Here is a 15,699-nt window from a genome sequence, read left to right as displayed (position 1 = left end):
ACAAGTTAAGTAGGGTTTTCAATAAACCAATTATTTTTATAAATATATTTATTTACAAAAGTATACTAATGAACCATAAACGCTCATTTTCAGACACTTACAAAAACAAGGCTAATTGAAAATAATATTGGAATTTTCATGGACACTTAGCTTAACACAAGATTTTAGCTAAAAAAATAGAGCTGATTCCCCCTATATTAAAAGCGTTAAAGGGGCCTAAAAAGATGAGTGAACTTTCGAGCAAGTTTATAGCTCAGCTCCGCTAAACAAATGACAGGAAGGTGTAAAATAGGCAGGGTTTAAATCATTCAAAGCTATCGCTCGAACTTTTGAACATCATTACAGAACTATTCTTAATTATTTTGATAACAGAAGCACCAATGCTTCAGCGGAATCCTTTAATGCCAAGATTAAAGCATTTAGGTCCAGATTTAGAGGTGTCAGGAGTATTGATTTCTTCCTTTTTAGGCTATGTCAAATTTATACTTAAAGAACTCATTCCCCAAGTTTTGTGCTTGACCCAACAGAAGTACCAATGTTCATGGGAATCTTTCAAGCTAGGCGTCGCACAGTGCCAAAGTAAAAGCTTTTAGGAGAAGATTTAGAGGTGTCAGGAGTATTGATTTCTTCCTTTTTAGGCTATGCCAAATTTATGCTTAACAAATTCATCCCCCAGATTTTGTTCTTGACCCGTTCTTTTCAGAAGAAACGTAAAAGTTTGGGCATAAAAAAAGCCTGAGATTTCTCTCAGGCTTTCTGTCGGGGTGGCAAGATTCGAACTTGCGACCTTCTGCTCCCAAAGCAGACGCGATGACCGGGCTACGCTACACCCCGAAAATTCCGAACACACAAGCGACAAAATTAATTGTCAATAACAACGTGCGGAGGGAGCGGGATTCGAACCCGCGGTACCCTTTAGAGGTACGGCAGTTTAGCAAACTACTGGTTTCAGCCACTCACCCATCCCTCCTTCGTCCGAAACGGAGTGCAAATATACAGCAATTGTTTTCTAGAAATCAAATAGAATTAGAAAAAAGTGTAGTTTTTTTTCAATAAAATTTCAGCCATAAACATTACCTCCTCTTTTTCAATGAATTACGAAAACAATAAAATTTCACGGTCATAATTACCATTATTAGCCGAAGACAGTCTTTTATGAGTATAATGCAATGAAAGAAATCAATAGTGGTCACATTTCTTAGAATAGTATAATTTCCAAATTCAATTTAAATCCTTAAATTTGTGAACCTTTTTATATAAGACCCAATTGGGCAAACAATAAATTAACTCTAAAACCAAAGGTTAATGATAAAAGATATCTTTGAAAAAGTAGTAAATAATATGGGACCGATTGGCTCGGAAGCCCATTACTCTCACCACTATTATTCATTTCCGAAACTTACTGGCCCTCTTGGACCATATATGAATTTTGGTGGCACTAGAATGCTTAACTGGTCTTTAAATGATTATTTAGGATTAGCTAACCATCCAGAAGTATTAAAAGCAGATGCAGAGGCCGCTGCAGAAACAGGCTTAGCTTACCCAATGGGAGCTAGAATGATGACAGGTAATACAGACCTTCATGAAGAATTAGAAAAACAACTGGCTGAATACGTAGGAAAGGAAGATGCCTTTCTTTTAAACTATGGTTACCAAGGCGTTATGTCTGCGGTAGAAGCCATGGTAGATTCTAAGGATGTAGTAGTTTATGATGCAGAAAGTCATGCATGTTTAATTGACGGTGTTCGTCTTCACAGAGCTAAAGGCGGTAAAACATACACCTTTAAGCATAACGACATGGAAAGCCTTGAAAAAAACCTTATTCGTGCTACCAAAATAGCAGAAGAGCAAGGTGGTGGTATCCTTGTAGTTACTGAAGGTGTTTTTGGAATGTCAGGAGCTGTAGGTTCTTTGGATAAAATAGTTGCCTTTAAAGAAAAATTCCAATTCAGATTATTAGTAGATGATGCTCATGGTTTTGGAACTATGGGTAAAACTGGCTCTGGAGTACCTGAACATCATGGTGTTCAAGACGGTGTAGATATCCATTTCTCTACTTTTGCTAAGTCTATGGCCATGATTGGGGCTTTTGTAGCAGCCGACCATGATATTATCATGTATCTAAAGTACAACATGCGTTCTCAAACTTATGCTAAGGCTTTGCCAATGGCTTTTGTTAAGGGAGCACTAAAGCGTCTTCAATTAATCAAAGAGAACCCACAGTTTAAAGATAACCTTTGGACGGTAGTAAGAGCTCTTCAAAATGGTTTTAAAGAAAGAGGTTTTGATATTGGTGTAACAGAAAGCTGCGTAACGCCTGTATTCTTACATGGAGACTATAATTTAGGAATTGTTACTAATCTAATTAGAGACATGAGAGAAAACATGAATGTGTTCTGCTCTATTATAGTTTACCCTGTGGTACCTAAAGGTGTAATTCTATTAAGAATCATTCCTACGGCATCTCATACCTTAGAAGATGTAGATTATACAATGAAATGTTTTGAAGAAGTTCAAAGCAAATTGAAGGCTGGAGCTTATGCAGAGGAAGCAAAAGTTGGTGCTTAAATTTAACTCTTTCGTATAGGGAAAAAACCGATAAATGCCCTCTCATTGAATGAGAGGGCATTTATTTATTACTTTTTTTCTATTAAATCTTAGAATTATTAGAGATTTAACATATCTTGCGTTCAGTTAAACTTAATTATAACAAAAAATAACCCTTTTTTCTATGAGTAAATTTCAAGAACTATCGGATTTAGTAGCATCTATGCAAGATGATTTTGACAAGTTTTATGACAAGAAAAACAAAGCTGCTGGCACAAGAGTAAGAAAAGGAATGCAAGACTTAGCTGTATTTGCAAAAGCTACAAGAAGTGAAGTACAAGAGATGAAAAACTCTGGAATGTAATTCGCACAAGTGAATCTTACAACGAAATTCAAGAAGTTCCGAAGCAATGCTTCGGAACTTCTTTTTTATACACAGTTTAGTACAATTCCGTATTTTTCAAGGTTCCAGTACCTCTAATGGTGATTTTCTTAGTTTCAGGATCGTAAACTTCAGTAGCTATTTCGGCAATATGCTTACCCTCACGGATATTCATTACCTTGAAAACTACTTCGTATTCTTTATCCACAAACATTGGCCTTAGGTACTCAGTTTCTTGCTTTAGATAGATAGAACCAGGACCACCCGGCTCATTCATTCCTAAAAAACGAGTAAAAACACTGCTACCTAAATGACCATGAATAATACATTTACCAAAACGAGATTGAGCAGCGTATTCTGGGTCAGTATGAATAGGGTTATGGTCTCCAGTTAGCTCAGCAAAATCATTCACTTGCTGCTGATTAAAGCTAAAAATAAATTTATATTCGGACCCTACAGGGATTTTCTTAGATTCCATTCTTATTATTGTTAAAATTTCTTGAGCAAAATTAGCCTATCAAAATTGTCAAAACAAGACATACTTTTTGTAATTAATCCGAATTCGGGAACGGATAGAAAAAAAAGCACCCTCGAAAATAGCATTAAATCTCATTTATCAACTGAGAAGTTTAATGCCATCATCGTATACACGGAAAGACCACTTCATGCACAAGAGATAGTTCAATCTTACCTAAAGAAAGGTATCAAAGAAATAGTGGCTGTAGGTGGAGACGGTACCATTAATGAAATAGCGAGTCAATTGATTGGGACAGACGTGGTACTTAACTTGATATCAAAGGGTTCTGGAAATGGTTTAGCTAGGCATTTAGGCGTTTTTGAGAGTGAGAAGGGCTGTATTGAACGTATTAATAGTGGAGAAGTAATAGAGATTGACACTGGGCTAATAAATAACATTCCATTTCTATGTACCACAGGCATAGGTTTTGATGCCTACGGAGCAGAAAAGTTTGGTAAAATGGAAGGACGAGGCTTTAAAAACTATGTAAAAGTTGGGCTTTCCTCCTACTTTAAATATAAACCACTCAACGTTGAAATTGATGGTGTAAACCATAAAATATTCTCAGTAACCTTCGGAAATGCTTCTCAATACGGTAACGATGCCTTTATAACGCCTTCTGCTAGTATAACTGATGGGCTTTTAGATTGCTGTATTGTAAAAGAACATCCAAAAAGTGCCGCATTCGGTTTGACTCAAAAGCTATTTAATCGTAAAATTGAAACTTCTAAGTATGTGGAATACTATAGGGCAAAATCATTTGTACTGAAAGTACAAGAACCAGCCCTTATTCATTATGATGGTGAGCCCATGCAATTAAAAGACACAGAAATTAAGGTAGAAATCAGACCAAAATCCTTAAAAATTAAGATATGAGTAATAAAAGTAAGAAAAGAAGTGGCGTGGTATACTCTACCAATCCTGATTATAAATACGATGAAGGAAACGCAGACCTTTTTAAAACAGATAAAGACAGCCAGAAACTAAAAGTGTGGTTAGACAGGAAAGGTGGCAACAAAGTAGTCACCCGTGTTGCGGACTTTGATGGAAATGACTTTGACCTAGCTGTTTTAAAGAAAAAGCTTCAAAGTGCCTGTGGAACGGGCGGAGCGGTAAAAGATGGTGAAATACTGATTCAAGGTGACCACCGAGATAAAGTGGTAACGCTACTAATTGCCGATGGCTATGCCGCAAAAAAAGCGGGAGGTTAACCTCCCGCTTTTTCTTTAAACAAAACTTTTTTTTCAAGTATTACTCAATTCCTCCCATCCATTTTTTAATCTGTTTCTGGAAGAGAATCATTAATAATCCTGCCACGGCACCATACATGCAGAATTGCATAAACAAGTCTGGCATAGCAGCTACATTACCTTCATCAAAGTTTCCAGCAAATAGACCTGCAATTAAATTACCCAATGAGGCTCCTACAAACCATAAACCCATCATCTGGCTATAGTACTTTTTAGGAGCAAGTTTTGTGTATGAACTTAAGCCCACCGGACTTATACAAAGCTCACCTAATGAATGAAGAAGGTAAGTGAAAGTTAACCAGCCCATACCTGCCAATGTACCATCTAATATTCTCTGTGCAGCAAAATACATCACCAAGAAACCAAGACCTAACTGAATTAGACCTAAACCAAACTTTACGGGTACATTCGGATTAAGGTTTCTTTTGTTTAACCATATCCAAAGGGCTGCAAAAGGTGCTGAAAAGACTAGAATAAAGAATGAATTGGCATTTTGAAACCATGAAGCTGGCAAATCCCATCCAAATAAATCACGGTCTGTATGCCTATCGGCAAAAATGGTAAAGGTGGTGGCAGCCTGCTCAAAACCCGACCAAAAAATTGCTATCGCAACAAAGAGTATAAATAAAACCCCTACTCTCTTTCTCTCTACTATAGTTAAAGACTTATCTAAAAACCCTATATAAAAGAAATAAGCAATTGTTATTCCTGAAATAATGTATTTCATAGAATTGGCCAGTTGAATACTATCAAGCATGCCTGTAGTAACAGAAAGTGCAGCTAAAACTAATAAACCAATTACCACATATAAGTAGGTATAAGAAGATTTCTTGAGTGGTTTCTCTCCTACATTCTTCAAATACTTACCATTAATTCTGAAGTTTATTAGACCAAAGAACATGGCGAATGCGGCAGCTCCAAAACCATAATGCCAACCTACTTTCTCACCTAAATACCCTACTATAAACATCCCAAGGAAAGAACCAAGGTTAATTCCTAGGTAAAAAATACTAAAAGCCGCATCTCTTTTGGCTCCACCCTCTGGGTATAATTCTCCTACTATAGAGGAAATGTTAGCTTTTAGGAGTCCAGTTCCTACAGCTACAAATGCCAAACCTAAAAAGAAAATGGAAGGACTAGCCGGTAAAGCAAGTACTCCATGACCAATCATGATACAGATACCTCCCCACCATATAGCTTTTTTCTGGCCGAGAATATTATCGGCAATCCATCCACCAGGAAGCGTAAGTAAATAAACTGATGCCGCATAAAGACCATAAACGGCTCCTGCAGTGTCCTCAGGTAAGCCTAAAGCTCCTTCACTTGCACTTTTTGTTAAATATAAAAAGAGAATGGCCCGCATACCGTAGTAGCTAAATCGCTCCCACATCTCGGTAAAAAACAGGACGTACAATCCTTTAGGATGCCCAAAAAGGGTTTTCTCGTTTGTTGACATATATTATAGGTTAGTTTGTTTTTGTTCAAAAATAGTGAAAATTTCTATTGTTTTTACTTATCGCTTCCCCAGAGCCTATCGTTATAGCTGACTTTAGCAAAAGAAAACTTTGTACCTATCTCATTAATGAAAAATTAAAAATAACTAACACTTTAGTTTGTAAACTACAAGATTAGTTATACATTCGAATATCGATAAATAAAAACCATTATGGAATTAAGAGAACTTACAAAAGCAGAAGAAGAAATAATGCAGCAACTCTGGACCTTAGAAAAGGCCTTTGTGAAAGACGTGATAGCACGCCTACCTGTACCCAAACCAGCGTATAACACAGTATCTACTATCATAAGGATTTTAGAACAAAAAGGTTTTGTAGACCATTTGGCCTACGGCAAAACCTATGAATATTTTCCTTTAGTGAGTAAAGACCAATACCGAAAATTTGCATCTAATAAACTAATGCAGAGCTATTTTAATGGCAGTGTGGGCCAGATGGTCTCTTATTTTGTGGAAGAACAGAAAATAGATATCAAAGAAGCCGATGAGCTAATGAAGCTTATTGAGAAAATGAAAGACTAAAGCACTCTTTAAAGTCAAAACCTATTAATGCATACATATGAATTGGATAACATACATATTGCAGGTCAACCTATACTTAATTGTCACTTTTGGCTTTTACTGGTTGCTGCTGAGAAAGGAGACTTTCTATAATGCTAATAGGTTTTACTTATTGACCGCTTCTATTTTGTCTTTCGCTATTCCCTTCTGGCAGTCTGGCATTATCCAGTCTTGGGCTATTACAGCACAAGTCTCCAATGTGGTAAACACCATTCCACTGGAAGGTTTTACTGTTACTAATTTAGCAGAATCTCCTACTTGGGACTGGAACCTATTGCTTGCTAATATCTACTTCTTGGGTTTTGGCTTTGGTTTATTACGCTTTAGTATTGGTCTGTTTAAACTTCAGCAGCTTTTTAGCCTTAGTAATTTAGATGGGCAGGCCTTCTCTGTTTTTGGTAAAATATTTATTGACAAGAAGCTAGACCACTATGATGTCATAAAAAACCATGAAGAAGTTCATAGCCAACAATTCCATTCTCTTGATGTATTCTGGTTTGAGTTATTAGGAGCACTCTGCTGGTTTAATCCGATTGCTCATATCATGCAAAAGGAGATAAAACTAGTGCATGAATATATTGCCGACGAAAAAGCATCGGAGCAATTAGGCTCTAAAAAAGTTTATGCTCAAGTGCTGGTAAGCTCACATTTTAAAACAAACACCAATGTATTAGTTAATCATTTTTATAATAAATCAATCCTAAAAACACGCATCATGATGTTATCAAAAGAAAAATCGAAGAAAAATGCTTTATTAAAGTATGGCTTTACCGCCCCCCTATTCTTAGGAATGCTGGTACTAGCAGCCGCCTGTGTAGATAATGACGCAACACTTCAGCCAACTAAAGATTTAAATGAAACTGGAGTAACAAGCTCTTTACAAGAAAAATCAGTAACCAAAGGTCAAATTTTTAATTCCGTAGAGATCAAACCTGAATTTCCTGGAGGAGTCTCTGAAATGTATCAATTCATTAATCAAGAGATTAAATACCCTGAGGCTGCACATAGAGCCAATATCTCTGGTAGAGTTTTCGTCAAATTTGTAGTAAGAAAAGATGGTACTATTGGTGACGCTGAAATACTAAAAGGAATTGGCTTCGGATGTGACGAAGAGGTTTTAAGAGTGATTGAAGCCATGCCACTATGGAAGCCAGGAATTCAAAACGGAAAACACGTTAATACTTACTTCACTATGCCTATTTTCTACCAATTAGAATAATAGATTATCGCTAACTAGCCAATCCCGCTACATCCAAATAACAATAAATAGACTTAAAGCTATTTTAAGTCTAACCTTAATGATACCTAGAAAATAGATATCAAAAAAATGATGAGCAAATCAAGCTTATTAAAAAAATCAAAATACTAAATCAATCACAAAAATTCATTTAGAGTAACTCATAAAGGAAAGCCTATGAACTGGATAACATACATACTGCAGGTCAACCTATACCTAATTGTCACTTTTGGCTTTTACTGGTTGCTACTGCGAAAGGAGACCTTCTATAATGCTAATAGGTTTTACTTATTGACCGCTTCTATTTTGTCTTTCGCTATTCCCTTCTGGCAGTCTGGCATAATCCAGTCGTGGGCTGTTACGGCACAAGTTTCTACAGTGGTTAAAACTATTCCTTTAGCAGGTTTCACCGTGACAAACCTTGCTGAATCTCCTACTTGGGACTGGAACCTATTGCTTGCTAATATCTACTTCTTGGGTTTTGGCTTTGGCTTATTACGTTTTAGTATTGGTTTGCTTAAGCTTCAGCAACTTTTTAACATAAGAAATTTAGAAGGTCAGGCTTTCTCGGTTTTTGGTAAAATATTTATTGACAAGAAGCTAGACCACTATGATGTCATAAAAAACCATGAAGAAGTTCATAGCCAACAATTCCATTCTCTTGATGTATTCTGGTTTGAGTTATTAGGAGCACTCTGCTGGTTTAATCCGATTGCTCATATCATGCAAAAGGAGATAAAACTCGTGCATGAATACATTGCCGACGAAAAAGCGTCGGAGCAGTTAGGCTCCAAAAAAGTTTATGCTCAAGTGCTGGTAAGCTCACATTTTAGAACAAACACCAATGTATTAGTTAATCATTTTTATAATAAATCAATCCTAAAAACACGCATCATGATGTTATCAAAAGAAAAATCACAACGTATGGCCATATTAAGATATAGCCTAATTATCCCACTTATTACTGGCTTATTAATTTTTTCCGCTGGCTGTGTTGACAAAACTATTGAAGTAGAACAATCCTCGGACGAGGCTACATCACTTAACGATATTGTAGTAGTTGGTTATAAGAATTCTGAGCAAAAGGCAAAAAAGGAATACATAAAACCTGAAATCAATGCTGAGTTCCCAGGTGGAACTAGTGCCATGTACAAGTTCATAGCAAGCGAAATTCGTTATCCTTCTGAAGCTCAAAGAACAAATACAGAAGGTAAAGTATTGATAAAATTTGCCGTTTGGGGAGATGGTACTGTAGGTGATGCTGAAACCATAAAAGGTATTGGCGGTGGCTGTGAAGAAGAAGCTATTCGTGTGGTTAGTAAAATGCCCAAATGGACACCGGCCAAAAACAATGGTGAACCTACGCTAGCTTATTACACAATACCCGTAGTATTTGAGCTAGAAGAAGAGTAAAAGAACTTTTTAAATATCCATAAATTTTAATACTATGAACTGGATAACATACATATTGCAGGTCAACCTATACCTAATCGTCACTTTTGGCTTTTACTGGTTGCTACTGCGAAAGGAGACTTTCTATAATGCTAATAGGTTTTACTTATTGACCGCTTCTATTTTGTCTTTCGCTATTCCCTTCTGGCAGTCTGGCATTATCCAGTCTTGGGCGGTTACCGAACAAGTTTCTACGGTGGTTAAAACTATTCCTTTAGCAGGTTTCACCGTGACAAACCTTGCTGAGACTCCTACTTGGGATTGGAACCTATTGCTTGCTAATATCTATTTCATGGGTTTTGGCTTTGGTTTATTACGCTTTAGCATTGGTCTGTTTAAACTTCAGCAACTTTTTAGTCTTAGTAATTTAGATGGGCAGGCTTTCTCGGTTTTTGGTAAAATATTTATTGACAAGAAACTAGACCACTATGATGTCATAAAAAACCACGAAGAGGTTCATAGTAAGGAGTTTCACTCTTTAGATGTTTTTTGGTTTGAGTTATTAGGAGCACTCTGCTGGTTTAATCCGATTGCTCATATCATGCAAAAGGAGATAAAACTCGTGCATGAATACATTGCCGACGAAAAAGCTTCGGAGCAGTTAGGCTCGAAAAAAGTTTATGCTCAAGTGCTGGTAAGCTCACATTTTAAAACAAACAAGAACGTATTAGTTAATCATTTTTATAATAAATCAATCCTAAAAACACGCATCATGATGTTATCAAAAGAAAAATCGAAGAAAAATGCTTTATTAAAGTATGGCTTTACCGCCCCCCTATTTTTGGGAATGCTGGTACTAGCAGCCGCCTGTGTAGATAATGACTCAACACTTCAGCCAACTAAAGATTTAAATGAAACTGGAGTAATAAGCTCTTTACAAAAAAAATCAGTAACCGAAGGTGAGATATTCATGGCTGTAGAAAAAAAACCTGAATTTCCTGGGGGAGTAAATGAAATGTATAAGCATATTTCTAGAGAAATAACATACCCTGCCGCGGCTCAAAGAGCAGGAATAGAAGGTAGAGTATTTGTCAAATTTGTGGTAAGAAAAGACGGGTCGGTTGGTGACCCCGAAATATTAAAAGGTTTAGGTTTTGGATGTGATGAAGCCGCTCTTAAAGTTCTTGAAACCATGCCTACTTGGAAACCAGGCACCCAAAACGGCAAACCGGTCAATGTTTATTTTACTATGCCTTTCCTTTTCGGACTAGAAAAAGAAGCTAAAACTAGTCAAACCCCTCCCCCTCCTCCCTCCATCAAAAAGGGCACTCCTTTATACTATGTTGACAATAAGCTAACAAGCTTTGAAGCAGTAAAGAAATTGAACATGAATAATGTCAAGACCCTTACTGTCTTAGAAGAACAAGATGCCATTGACAAATATGGTAAAACACCTCATGGTGTAGTAGAAATCACAATGAAGTAAATTCACTAATTCCACCCAACATTATTGAAATGTTAAAATTGATTAATAGGTATGCTACCTATTAATCAGTTTGTTATATTTATACAACGAAATCAACCCAAGTACTCCTATTCCATGAAAAACACAACTTTGCTATGCATAGCTTTATGCTTTGCTTGTACATTCTCCAAAGCTCAATCTAATCGTATAAACATTAGCGGAAGCCTAATTGATAGTTCCAGCAACGTATTAAGCTTTGCTTCTGTGTTGCTATTAATGCCTGAAGATTCAGCCTTAGTCACCTACACGCTCTCTGATGACGACGGAGCATTTTCTTTTAAAAACCTTCCTTCAAGAGATTATTTGGTAAAAGCTACTTACATAAGTTACCTTCCTCATCAAATGCTTGTGCAGCCTGGTGAGAGTAAAGATATTAACCTTGGTCAAATAATACTTAAACCCATTTCCAAAGAACTCTATGAAGTGGTGGTTAAAACTGCCCGAGCTCCTATTAGCATTAAAGGAGACACTATTGAATATGACGCTAGTAAATTCAAAGTTCCACCAGGTTCGTCTGTAGAAGATTTATTAAGAAAACTTCCAGGTATGGAAGTGGACCAAGATGGTAACCTAAGGGCCCAAGGAGAAAGCGTACAAAAAGTAACGGTAGACGGCAAAAGATTTTTTGGTGGAGACACTAAAATGGCTACTAAAAACCTGCAGGCCGATGTAATCAAAAAAGTACAGGTTTTTGATGATAAATCAGAAGCATCAAAACTGACAGGAATAGATGACGGAAATACCGAAAAGACGGTCAACTTAGAACTTAAAGAAGAAGCAAAAAAAGGAGGGTTTGGAAAGGTTACAGCTGGCTTAGGAACAGACTCGAGAGCCATGGTTAGTGGTAACTATAATAAGTTTGATTCCAAAAATCAATTCTCCATATTAGGCTTTGGAAATAATGTAAACCAATCAGGAATGTCTTATGAAGACTATGAAGAATTTAAAGGTTCTAACTCCTATAACTGGGGAAACAGTGGCGATTTTGGATTTACAAGAACAACAGGATACTCAAACTTTTTTAGCACAAGCGACGACAGTTTTTCTATTCCTGTAGGAGGGGGAAACGGAGATGGTTTTTCAAAAAATGCCGCAGGTGGCATAAACTATAACTACAATCATAAGAAAGATGAAATAAGTGCCAACTACTTTTACAATCAAACTTCTCAAACCTTAGACGCATTCCAAAACCGTCAAAACTTTATTACCAACAGTCTTTCAAACGAAACTACAGACCAGAGCAATCAAAACAACTTTAACGGCACCCACCGTGTAAGCCTAAGAGCTCAAAAGGAATTAGACACACTAAACACCATTACCTTTATAGGAAATGGAAGAGTTGGAAACAGAGAGGTAAACTACCAAAGTTTACAAGAAATTTTCAAGTCTGATGGCTTTAAAGCCAACAAGTCTGATATTAAAAACTCTTCCGAAAGGTTTTCTTATGCCCTATCTTCTACATTACTTTTTAGACATAAGTTTAAGAAAAAAGGAAGAAATTTTTCTTGGAGCGGTGGATATGACTTAAGTAATAATGATTCTGAGGATTTACAGAAATCTATCAATGAGTTTTATTCTGCAACTGATGCCAATGACGTAATCAAAAGTATCAATCAGTTAAATGCAACGCAAAATAAAACCGACCAACTAAAATCAAGTGTCCTTTGGATAGAACCTTTTGCCAAAAAATTTGCATGGGAAACTTTTTATAATTTCAGTATAAATGGCTCAGAAGTAGACAGAAACGTTACAGATAAATACCCAGACAAACCAGACGAAACAAACCTTAATTTAACAAGGCTTTATGATAATGAGATAATGTATAATCGTGTAGGAACTAGCGTACGATATAGTCATAAAGGGGTAAATTTCACAACAGGTCTTGCAAGAGTATTTTATAACATTGATGGAAAACTAATAGGGCCTCCCAATATTGGAGACGGCATAGTGGACAAAGATTATCAGGCATGGACACCGTACTCTGCTCTAACTCTTAGACTTCGAAATAATAAATCGTTCCGTTTTAATTATACCATGGGGTTAAATGCTCCATCTACTAACGACCTACAGCCTATTGTAGACAACAGTAATCCTCTTTACATAAGAGAAGGAAACCCAGATTTGCTCCCTGAAGTAACACACCAAGTGAGCGGAAGCTTTAACATGTACAACCCAGTAAGTTTTGTCAATCTATACTTACATGCAGCGTATAATTACAATGTCAATCAAATCATTTATAATCAAAATATAGACCCTGAAACTTTTATAACCAGCACTAAACCGGTAAACGTAACTGGAGGTTCTTCCACAAATTCCTACATGTACCTTGGTTTTCCATTGAAAAAGACGAAAATCACCATGGGTATAAATGCAAATGTGAGATTCAGTAAATACTTGGCCAATATTAATGATGTTTTAAATGAAACTAAATCTGATAATTATGGAATAGGTACTAATTTAAATCTTACGCCAGTTGATTGGTTTACATTTTATGGCTACGCAAACTGGAGCTTAGGAAACACCTCCTACTCCATCAATTCTCAACAAGACTTAAAAATAATTAACAATAGTTATAATGGAGAAATGAATATTAAACTCCCAAAAGATTTCTTTTGGAACTCCAATTTGAATTACAGAATTTACACCAATGAAAGATTAGGCTTTGATCAAAAAGTACCAATACTCAACATGTCGTTTTACAAACTTTTAGGCGAAAAGAAAAAGGCTGAAATAAGGCTGTCTGCCTATGACATTTTCAAAAAGAACTTAGGCATTAGTCAATACGCCAGCCAAAACTTCATATCAACCAGAGAAGTACAAACCCTCTCTAGATACTTTATGCTGAGTTTTACATATAACATGAGAGGAGTATCCGATAAAATAACAAGACGCTAAACCCAAATATGAAAAACCTAATCATTCTATTTTTACTCTTTTCTTGCACTACCACCTTCGCCCAAAAAAGGTCAGGCACAGTACAGTATAAGTACACTATTGATTGGAAGAAAATCTCTCAAGAATTATCCTTTCTAAGCCAACAAGAAAAGGATAGAATTCAACTTGTTTACACCAAATGGGAGAGTACTTCCACTAATATGGATTTAATATTCAATCCATCTGAGAGCCTTTATACTTATGGTACTTCTGAAGAAGTAGCTCGCTATTCCCAACGTGAGACGGACTATGTCATTTATAGAAATTTTGAGGAAAATAATATTATGGAATTAAGAGAAACACTTGGTAAAAGCTACTTGATTGAAGAAGCTATGCCAAATCAGCAATGGCGAATCATGAACGACCTCAAAGAGATTCAGGGGCACTTGTGCATGAAAGCAGTAAGAACAGATACCATAAAAAATCAAGAATTAGTGGCCTGGTTTGCGGCGGATATACCCGTACCTATGGGGCCCGAACTATGCTATGGTCTACCAGGCTTAATATTAGGCCTAGATATTGATGATGGAAACGTAGTCATAGAAGCTGACAAATTGGAACTTTTTGATGAACCAGCTGAGGTAGAACTTCCTAAGAAAATGAAAGGAAAAGCCATAAGCACAAAAGACTTAAATGATAAAATAATGGAACACATAAAAACTAGCACAGAAGCTAAAAACAACCCTTATTGGTCAATGCGATATTAGGTTTATTTGTCAGAGATTTGAAATTAGAACGCAACATTTGATTTTCAGCTCACGTCCTTATTTCATCTAACACCAAAACTCTTGATGAAAAAACTCTTTGTATTATTACTTTGCTTTTCTTTCGGTACATCCATGGCTCAAAAAGACGACTATTTCTATCAAATTCCAGAAGCTCCAGAATCCTTTTCGAGTGCCAACATATTGGCCAGAATGATTGATGGCTTAGGTTTTAGATATTACTGGGCATCATACGGTTTAGAAGAAAATGATTTAAGCTTTAAGCCAAACGAAGAATCACGAACCACTTTAGAAACACTTCAGCATATTCAGGGACTTTGTAATATTGCCAGAAATACGGCTTTAGGCAAACCAACGAATTTCTCAACACGCACTACGCCTGATAATTTCACCGATTTAAGAAACAGGACACTTGACGACTTGGAAGAGGCTTCTAAATATTTAAGAGCCAACTCACTTAGCATAGAGCAACAGAAAATGGTTTTTGAAAGTAATAATGGTGGCTCGGAATATCCTTTATGGAACCTCATAAATGGACCAATAGAAGATGCTATTTGGCATATTGGCCAAGTAGTTAGCTTTAGGCGTTCTTCGGGAAATCCTTTGCCAAAAGGAATTAATGTGCTAACGGGTACTAAGAGAGACTAACTTCCAATGCTTAAAATCACTCAATTAAATACGGAGAATAAAGCGTATTTCAAAGAGCTTAATATTGCTTGGCTTGAAAAATACTTTTATGTGGAGCCCAAAGATATTATTCAGCTCAATAATCCTGAATATGAGATTCTAGATAAAGGCGGCTACATATTTATGGCTTGTTATAATGGAAAAACAGTGGGAACCGTTTCACTATTAAAAGTAGATAATGATACCTACGAGTTAGGCAAAATGGCTGTTGACGAAACTATGCAGGGCAAAGGAATAGGAAAGCAGCTGCTCGTTCATGCTATCACTCATGCTGAAATATTACGTTTAAAGAAACTGGTACTTTATACCAACTCCATCTTAAAACCCGCCATCTCTCTTTATAAAAAAGCAGGTTTTAGGAATATAGAACTAGACAATAGTCTTTATGCTAGGTCTGATATAAAAATGGAGAAATTGCTTTAAATATTG

General features: G+C 36.4%; 14 protein-coding genes, 2 tRNA genes and 1 pseudogene. 13 read left to right on the top strand and 4 right to left on the bottom strand.

Annotated elements, in window-relative coordinates; all coding sequences use genetic code 11:
• Positions 1 to 307 precede the first annotated feature (307 nt).
• Positions 308 to 490: pseudogene (locus AC0L6O_RS08020) on the top strand (transposase); the annotation flags it as partial.
• 269 nt (positions 491 to 759) lie between these two features.
• On the opposite strand, the gene AC0L6O_RS08015 reads toward AC0L6O_RS08020, so the two are convergent.
• Together AC0L6O_RS08015 and AC0L6O_RS08010 are read right to left on the bottom strand one after the other, a co-directional pair.
• A tRNA-Pro gene (locus tag AC0L6O_RS08015) sits at positions 760 to 834 on the bottom strand.
• A 48-nt stretch (positions 835 to 882) separates the two neighbouring features.
• Positions 883 to 970, bottom strand: a tRNA-Ser gene (locus tag AC0L6O_RS08010).
• 335 nt (positions 971 to 1,305) lie between these two features.
• Between AC0L6O_RS08010 and AC0L6O_RS08005 the strand changes: the two genes are divergently transcribed.
• The gene (locus tag AC0L6O_RS08005) at positions 1,306 to 2,568 is read left to right on the top strand and encodes an aminotransferase class I/II-fold pyridoxal phosphate-dependent enzyme (protein ID WP_473307667.1); all 1,263 of its coding nucleotides are present in this window, start codon (positions 1,306 to 1,308) and stop codon (positions 2,566 to 2,568) included.
• Positions 2,569 to 2,731: 163 nt separating this feature from the next.
• Positions 2,732 to 2,911, top strand: a complete 180-nt coding sequence (locus AC0L6O_RS08000) for a histone H1 (RefSeq protein WP_341227318.1) — start codon at positions 2,732 to 2,734, stop codon at positions 2,909 to 2,911.
• Between the two features lie 76 nt (positions 2,912 to 2,987).
• Here the strand turns inward: AC0L6O_RS08000 and AC0L6O_RS07995 are convergent, their stop codons facing one another.
• Positions 2,988 to 3,407, bottom strand: coding sequence for a MaoC family dehydratase (locus AC0L6O_RS07995; protein ID WP_341227317.1), 420 nt, complete (start codon positions 3,405 to 3,407; stop codon positions 2,988 to 2,990).
• Between the two features lie 45 nt (positions 3,408 to 3,452).
• Between AC0L6O_RS07995 and AC0L6O_RS07990 the strand changes: the two genes are divergently transcribed.
• Both AC0L6O_RS07990 and AC0L6O_RS07985 read left to right on the top strand, forming a co-directional pair.
• Positions 3,453 to 4,322, top strand: coding sequence for a diacylglycerol/lipid kinase family protein (locus tag AC0L6O_RS07990; protein WP_473307665.1), 870 nt, complete (start codon positions 3,453 to 3,455; stop codon positions 4,320 to 4,322).
• Positions 4,319 to 4,657, top strand: a complete 339-nt coding sequence (locus tag AC0L6O_RS07985; RefSeq protein WP_473307663.1) for a translation initiation factor — start codon at positions 4,319 to 4,321, stop codon at positions 4,655 to 4,657. The genes AC0L6O_RS07990 and AC0L6O_RS07985 overlap by 4 nt, the downstream gene beginning before the upstream one ends.
• Before the next feature lie 40 nt (positions 4,658 to 4,697).
• On the opposite strand, the gene AC0L6O_RS07980 is transcribed toward AC0L6O_RS07985, so the two are convergent.
• Entirely contained in the window at positions 4,698 to 6,152 is a 1,455-nt protein-coding gene (locus tag AC0L6O_RS07980; protein ID WP_473307661.1) for a peptide MFS transporter, read from the bottom strand.
• Positions 6,153 to 6,362: 210 nt separating this feature from the next.
• Between AC0L6O_RS07980 and AC0L6O_RS07975 the strand changes: the two genes are divergently transcribed.
• From AC0L6O_RS07975 to AC0L6O_RS07940, 8 genes are all read left to right on the top strand, one after another.
• Complete coding sequence (locus AC0L6O_RS07975) at positions 6,363 to 6,731, top strand: BlaI/MecI/CopY family transcriptional regulator (protein WP_341227313.1); 369 nt, start codon at positions 6,363 to 6,365, stop codon at positions 6,729 to 6,731.
• A gap of 37 nt (positions 6,732 to 6,768) precedes the next feature.
• Positions 6,769 to 7,989, top strand: coding sequence for a M56 family metallopeptidase (locus tag AC0L6O_RS07970; RefSeq protein ID WP_473307658.1), 1,221 nt, complete (start codon positions 6,769 to 6,771; stop codon positions 7,987 to 7,989).
• A gap of 195 nt (positions 7,990 to 8,184) precedes the next feature.
• Positions 8,185 to 9,420, top strand: a complete 1,236-nt coding sequence (locus AC0L6O_RS07965; RefSeq protein WP_473307656.1) for a M56 family metallopeptidase — start codon at positions 8,185 to 8,187, stop codon at positions 9,418 to 9,420.
• A gap of 34 nt (positions 9,421 to 9,454) precedes the next feature.
• The gene (locus tag AC0L6O_RS07960) at positions 9,455 to 10,885 is read left to right on the top strand and encodes a M56 family metallopeptidase (protein WP_473307654.1); all 1,431 of its coding nucleotides are present in this window, start codon (positions 9,455 to 9,457) and stop codon (positions 10,883 to 10,885) included.
• Positions 10,886 to 10,999: 114 nt separating this feature from the next.
• Positions 11,000 to 13,819 (top strand): TonB-dependent receptor domain-containing protein, encoded by a 2,820-nt coding sequence (locus AC0L6O_RS07955; RefSeq protein WP_473307652.1) that lies wholly within the window; start codon positions 11,000 to 11,002, stop codon positions 13,817 to 13,819.
• A gap of 8 nt (positions 13,820 to 13,827) precedes the next feature.
• Positions 13,828 to 14,565, top strand: coding sequence for a GLPGLI family protein (locus AC0L6O_RS07950; RefSeq protein ID WP_473307650.1), 738 nt, complete (start codon positions 13,828 to 13,830; stop codon positions 14,563 to 14,565).
• An 84-nt stretch (positions 14,566 to 14,649) separates the two neighbouring features.
• On the top strand, positions 14,650 to 15,231 hold the full coding sequence (locus tag AC0L6O_RS07945; RefSeq protein ID WP_473307649.1) for a DinB family protein: 582 nt from the start codon (positions 14,650 to 14,652) through the stop codon (positions 15,229 to 15,231).
• A 6-nt stretch (positions 15,232 to 15,237) separates the two neighbouring features.
• Positions 15,238 to 15,693 (top strand): GNAT family N-acetyltransferase, encoded by a 456-nt coding sequence (locus AC0L6O_RS07940; protein WP_473307648.1) that lies wholly within the window; start codon positions 15,238 to 15,240, stop codon positions 15,691 to 15,693.
• Positions 15,694 to 15,699 lie beyond the last annotated feature (6 nt).

This window comes from Arcticibacterium sp. GJ41-1, from assembly GCF_055808875.1.
This window is presented reverse-complemented; position numbering and strand designations above follow the sequence as displayed.

Excerpts from the sequence above, each read along its gene's own strand:
- AC0L6O_RS08005 (WP_473307667.1), top strand. The coding sequence starts at position 1,306 with ATGATAAAAGATATCTTTGAAAAAGTAGTAAATAATATGGGACCGATT.
- AC0L6O_RS08000 (WP_341227318.1), top strand. The coding sequence starts at position 2,732 with ATGAGTAAATTTCAAGAACTATCGGATTTAGTAGCATCTATGCAAGAT.
- AC0L6O_RS07995 (WP_341227317.1), bottom strand. The coding sequence starts at position 3,407 with ATGGAATCTAAGAAAATCCCTGTAGGGTCCGAATATAAATTTATTTTT.
- AC0L6O_RS07985 (WP_473307663.1), top strand. The coding sequence starts at position 4,319 with ATGAGTAATAAAAGTAAGAAAAGAAGTGGCGTGGTATACTCTACCAAT.
- AC0L6O_RS07980 (WP_473307661.1), bottom strand. The coding sequence starts at position 6,152 with ATGTCAACAAACGAGAAAACCCTTTTTGGGCATCCTAAAGGATTGTAC.
- AC0L6O_RS07975 (WP_341227313.1), top strand. The coding sequence starts at position 6,363 with ATGGAATTAAGAGAACTTACAAAAGCAGAAGAAGAAATAATGCAGCAA.
- AC0L6O_RS07970 (WP_473307658.1), top strand. The coding sequence starts at position 6,769 with ATGAATTGGATAACATACATATTGCAGGTCAACCTATACTTAATTGTC.
- AC0L6O_RS07965 (WP_473307656.1), top strand. The coding sequence starts at position 8,185 with ATGAACTGGATAACATACATACTGCAGGTCAACCTATACCTAATTGTC.
- AC0L6O_RS07960 (WP_473307654.1), top strand. The coding sequence starts at position 9,455 with ATGAACTGGATAACATACATATTGCAGGTCAACCTATACCTAATCGTC.
- AC0L6O_RS07955 (WP_473307652.1), top strand. The coding sequence starts at position 11,000 with ATGAAAAACACAACTTTGCTATGCATAGCTTTATGCTTTGCTTGTACA.
- AC0L6O_RS07950 (WP_473307650.1), top strand. The coding sequence starts at position 13,828 with ATGAAAAACCTAATCATTCTATTTTTACTCTTTTCTTGCACTACCACC.
- AC0L6O_RS07945 (WP_473307649.1), top strand. The coding sequence starts at position 14,650 with ATGAAAAAACTCTTTGTATTATTACTTTGCTTTTCTTTCGGTACATCC.
- AC0L6O_RS07940 (WP_473307648.1), top strand. The coding sequence starts at position 15,238 with ATGCTTAAAATCACTCAATTAAATACGGAGAATAAAGCGTATTTCAAA.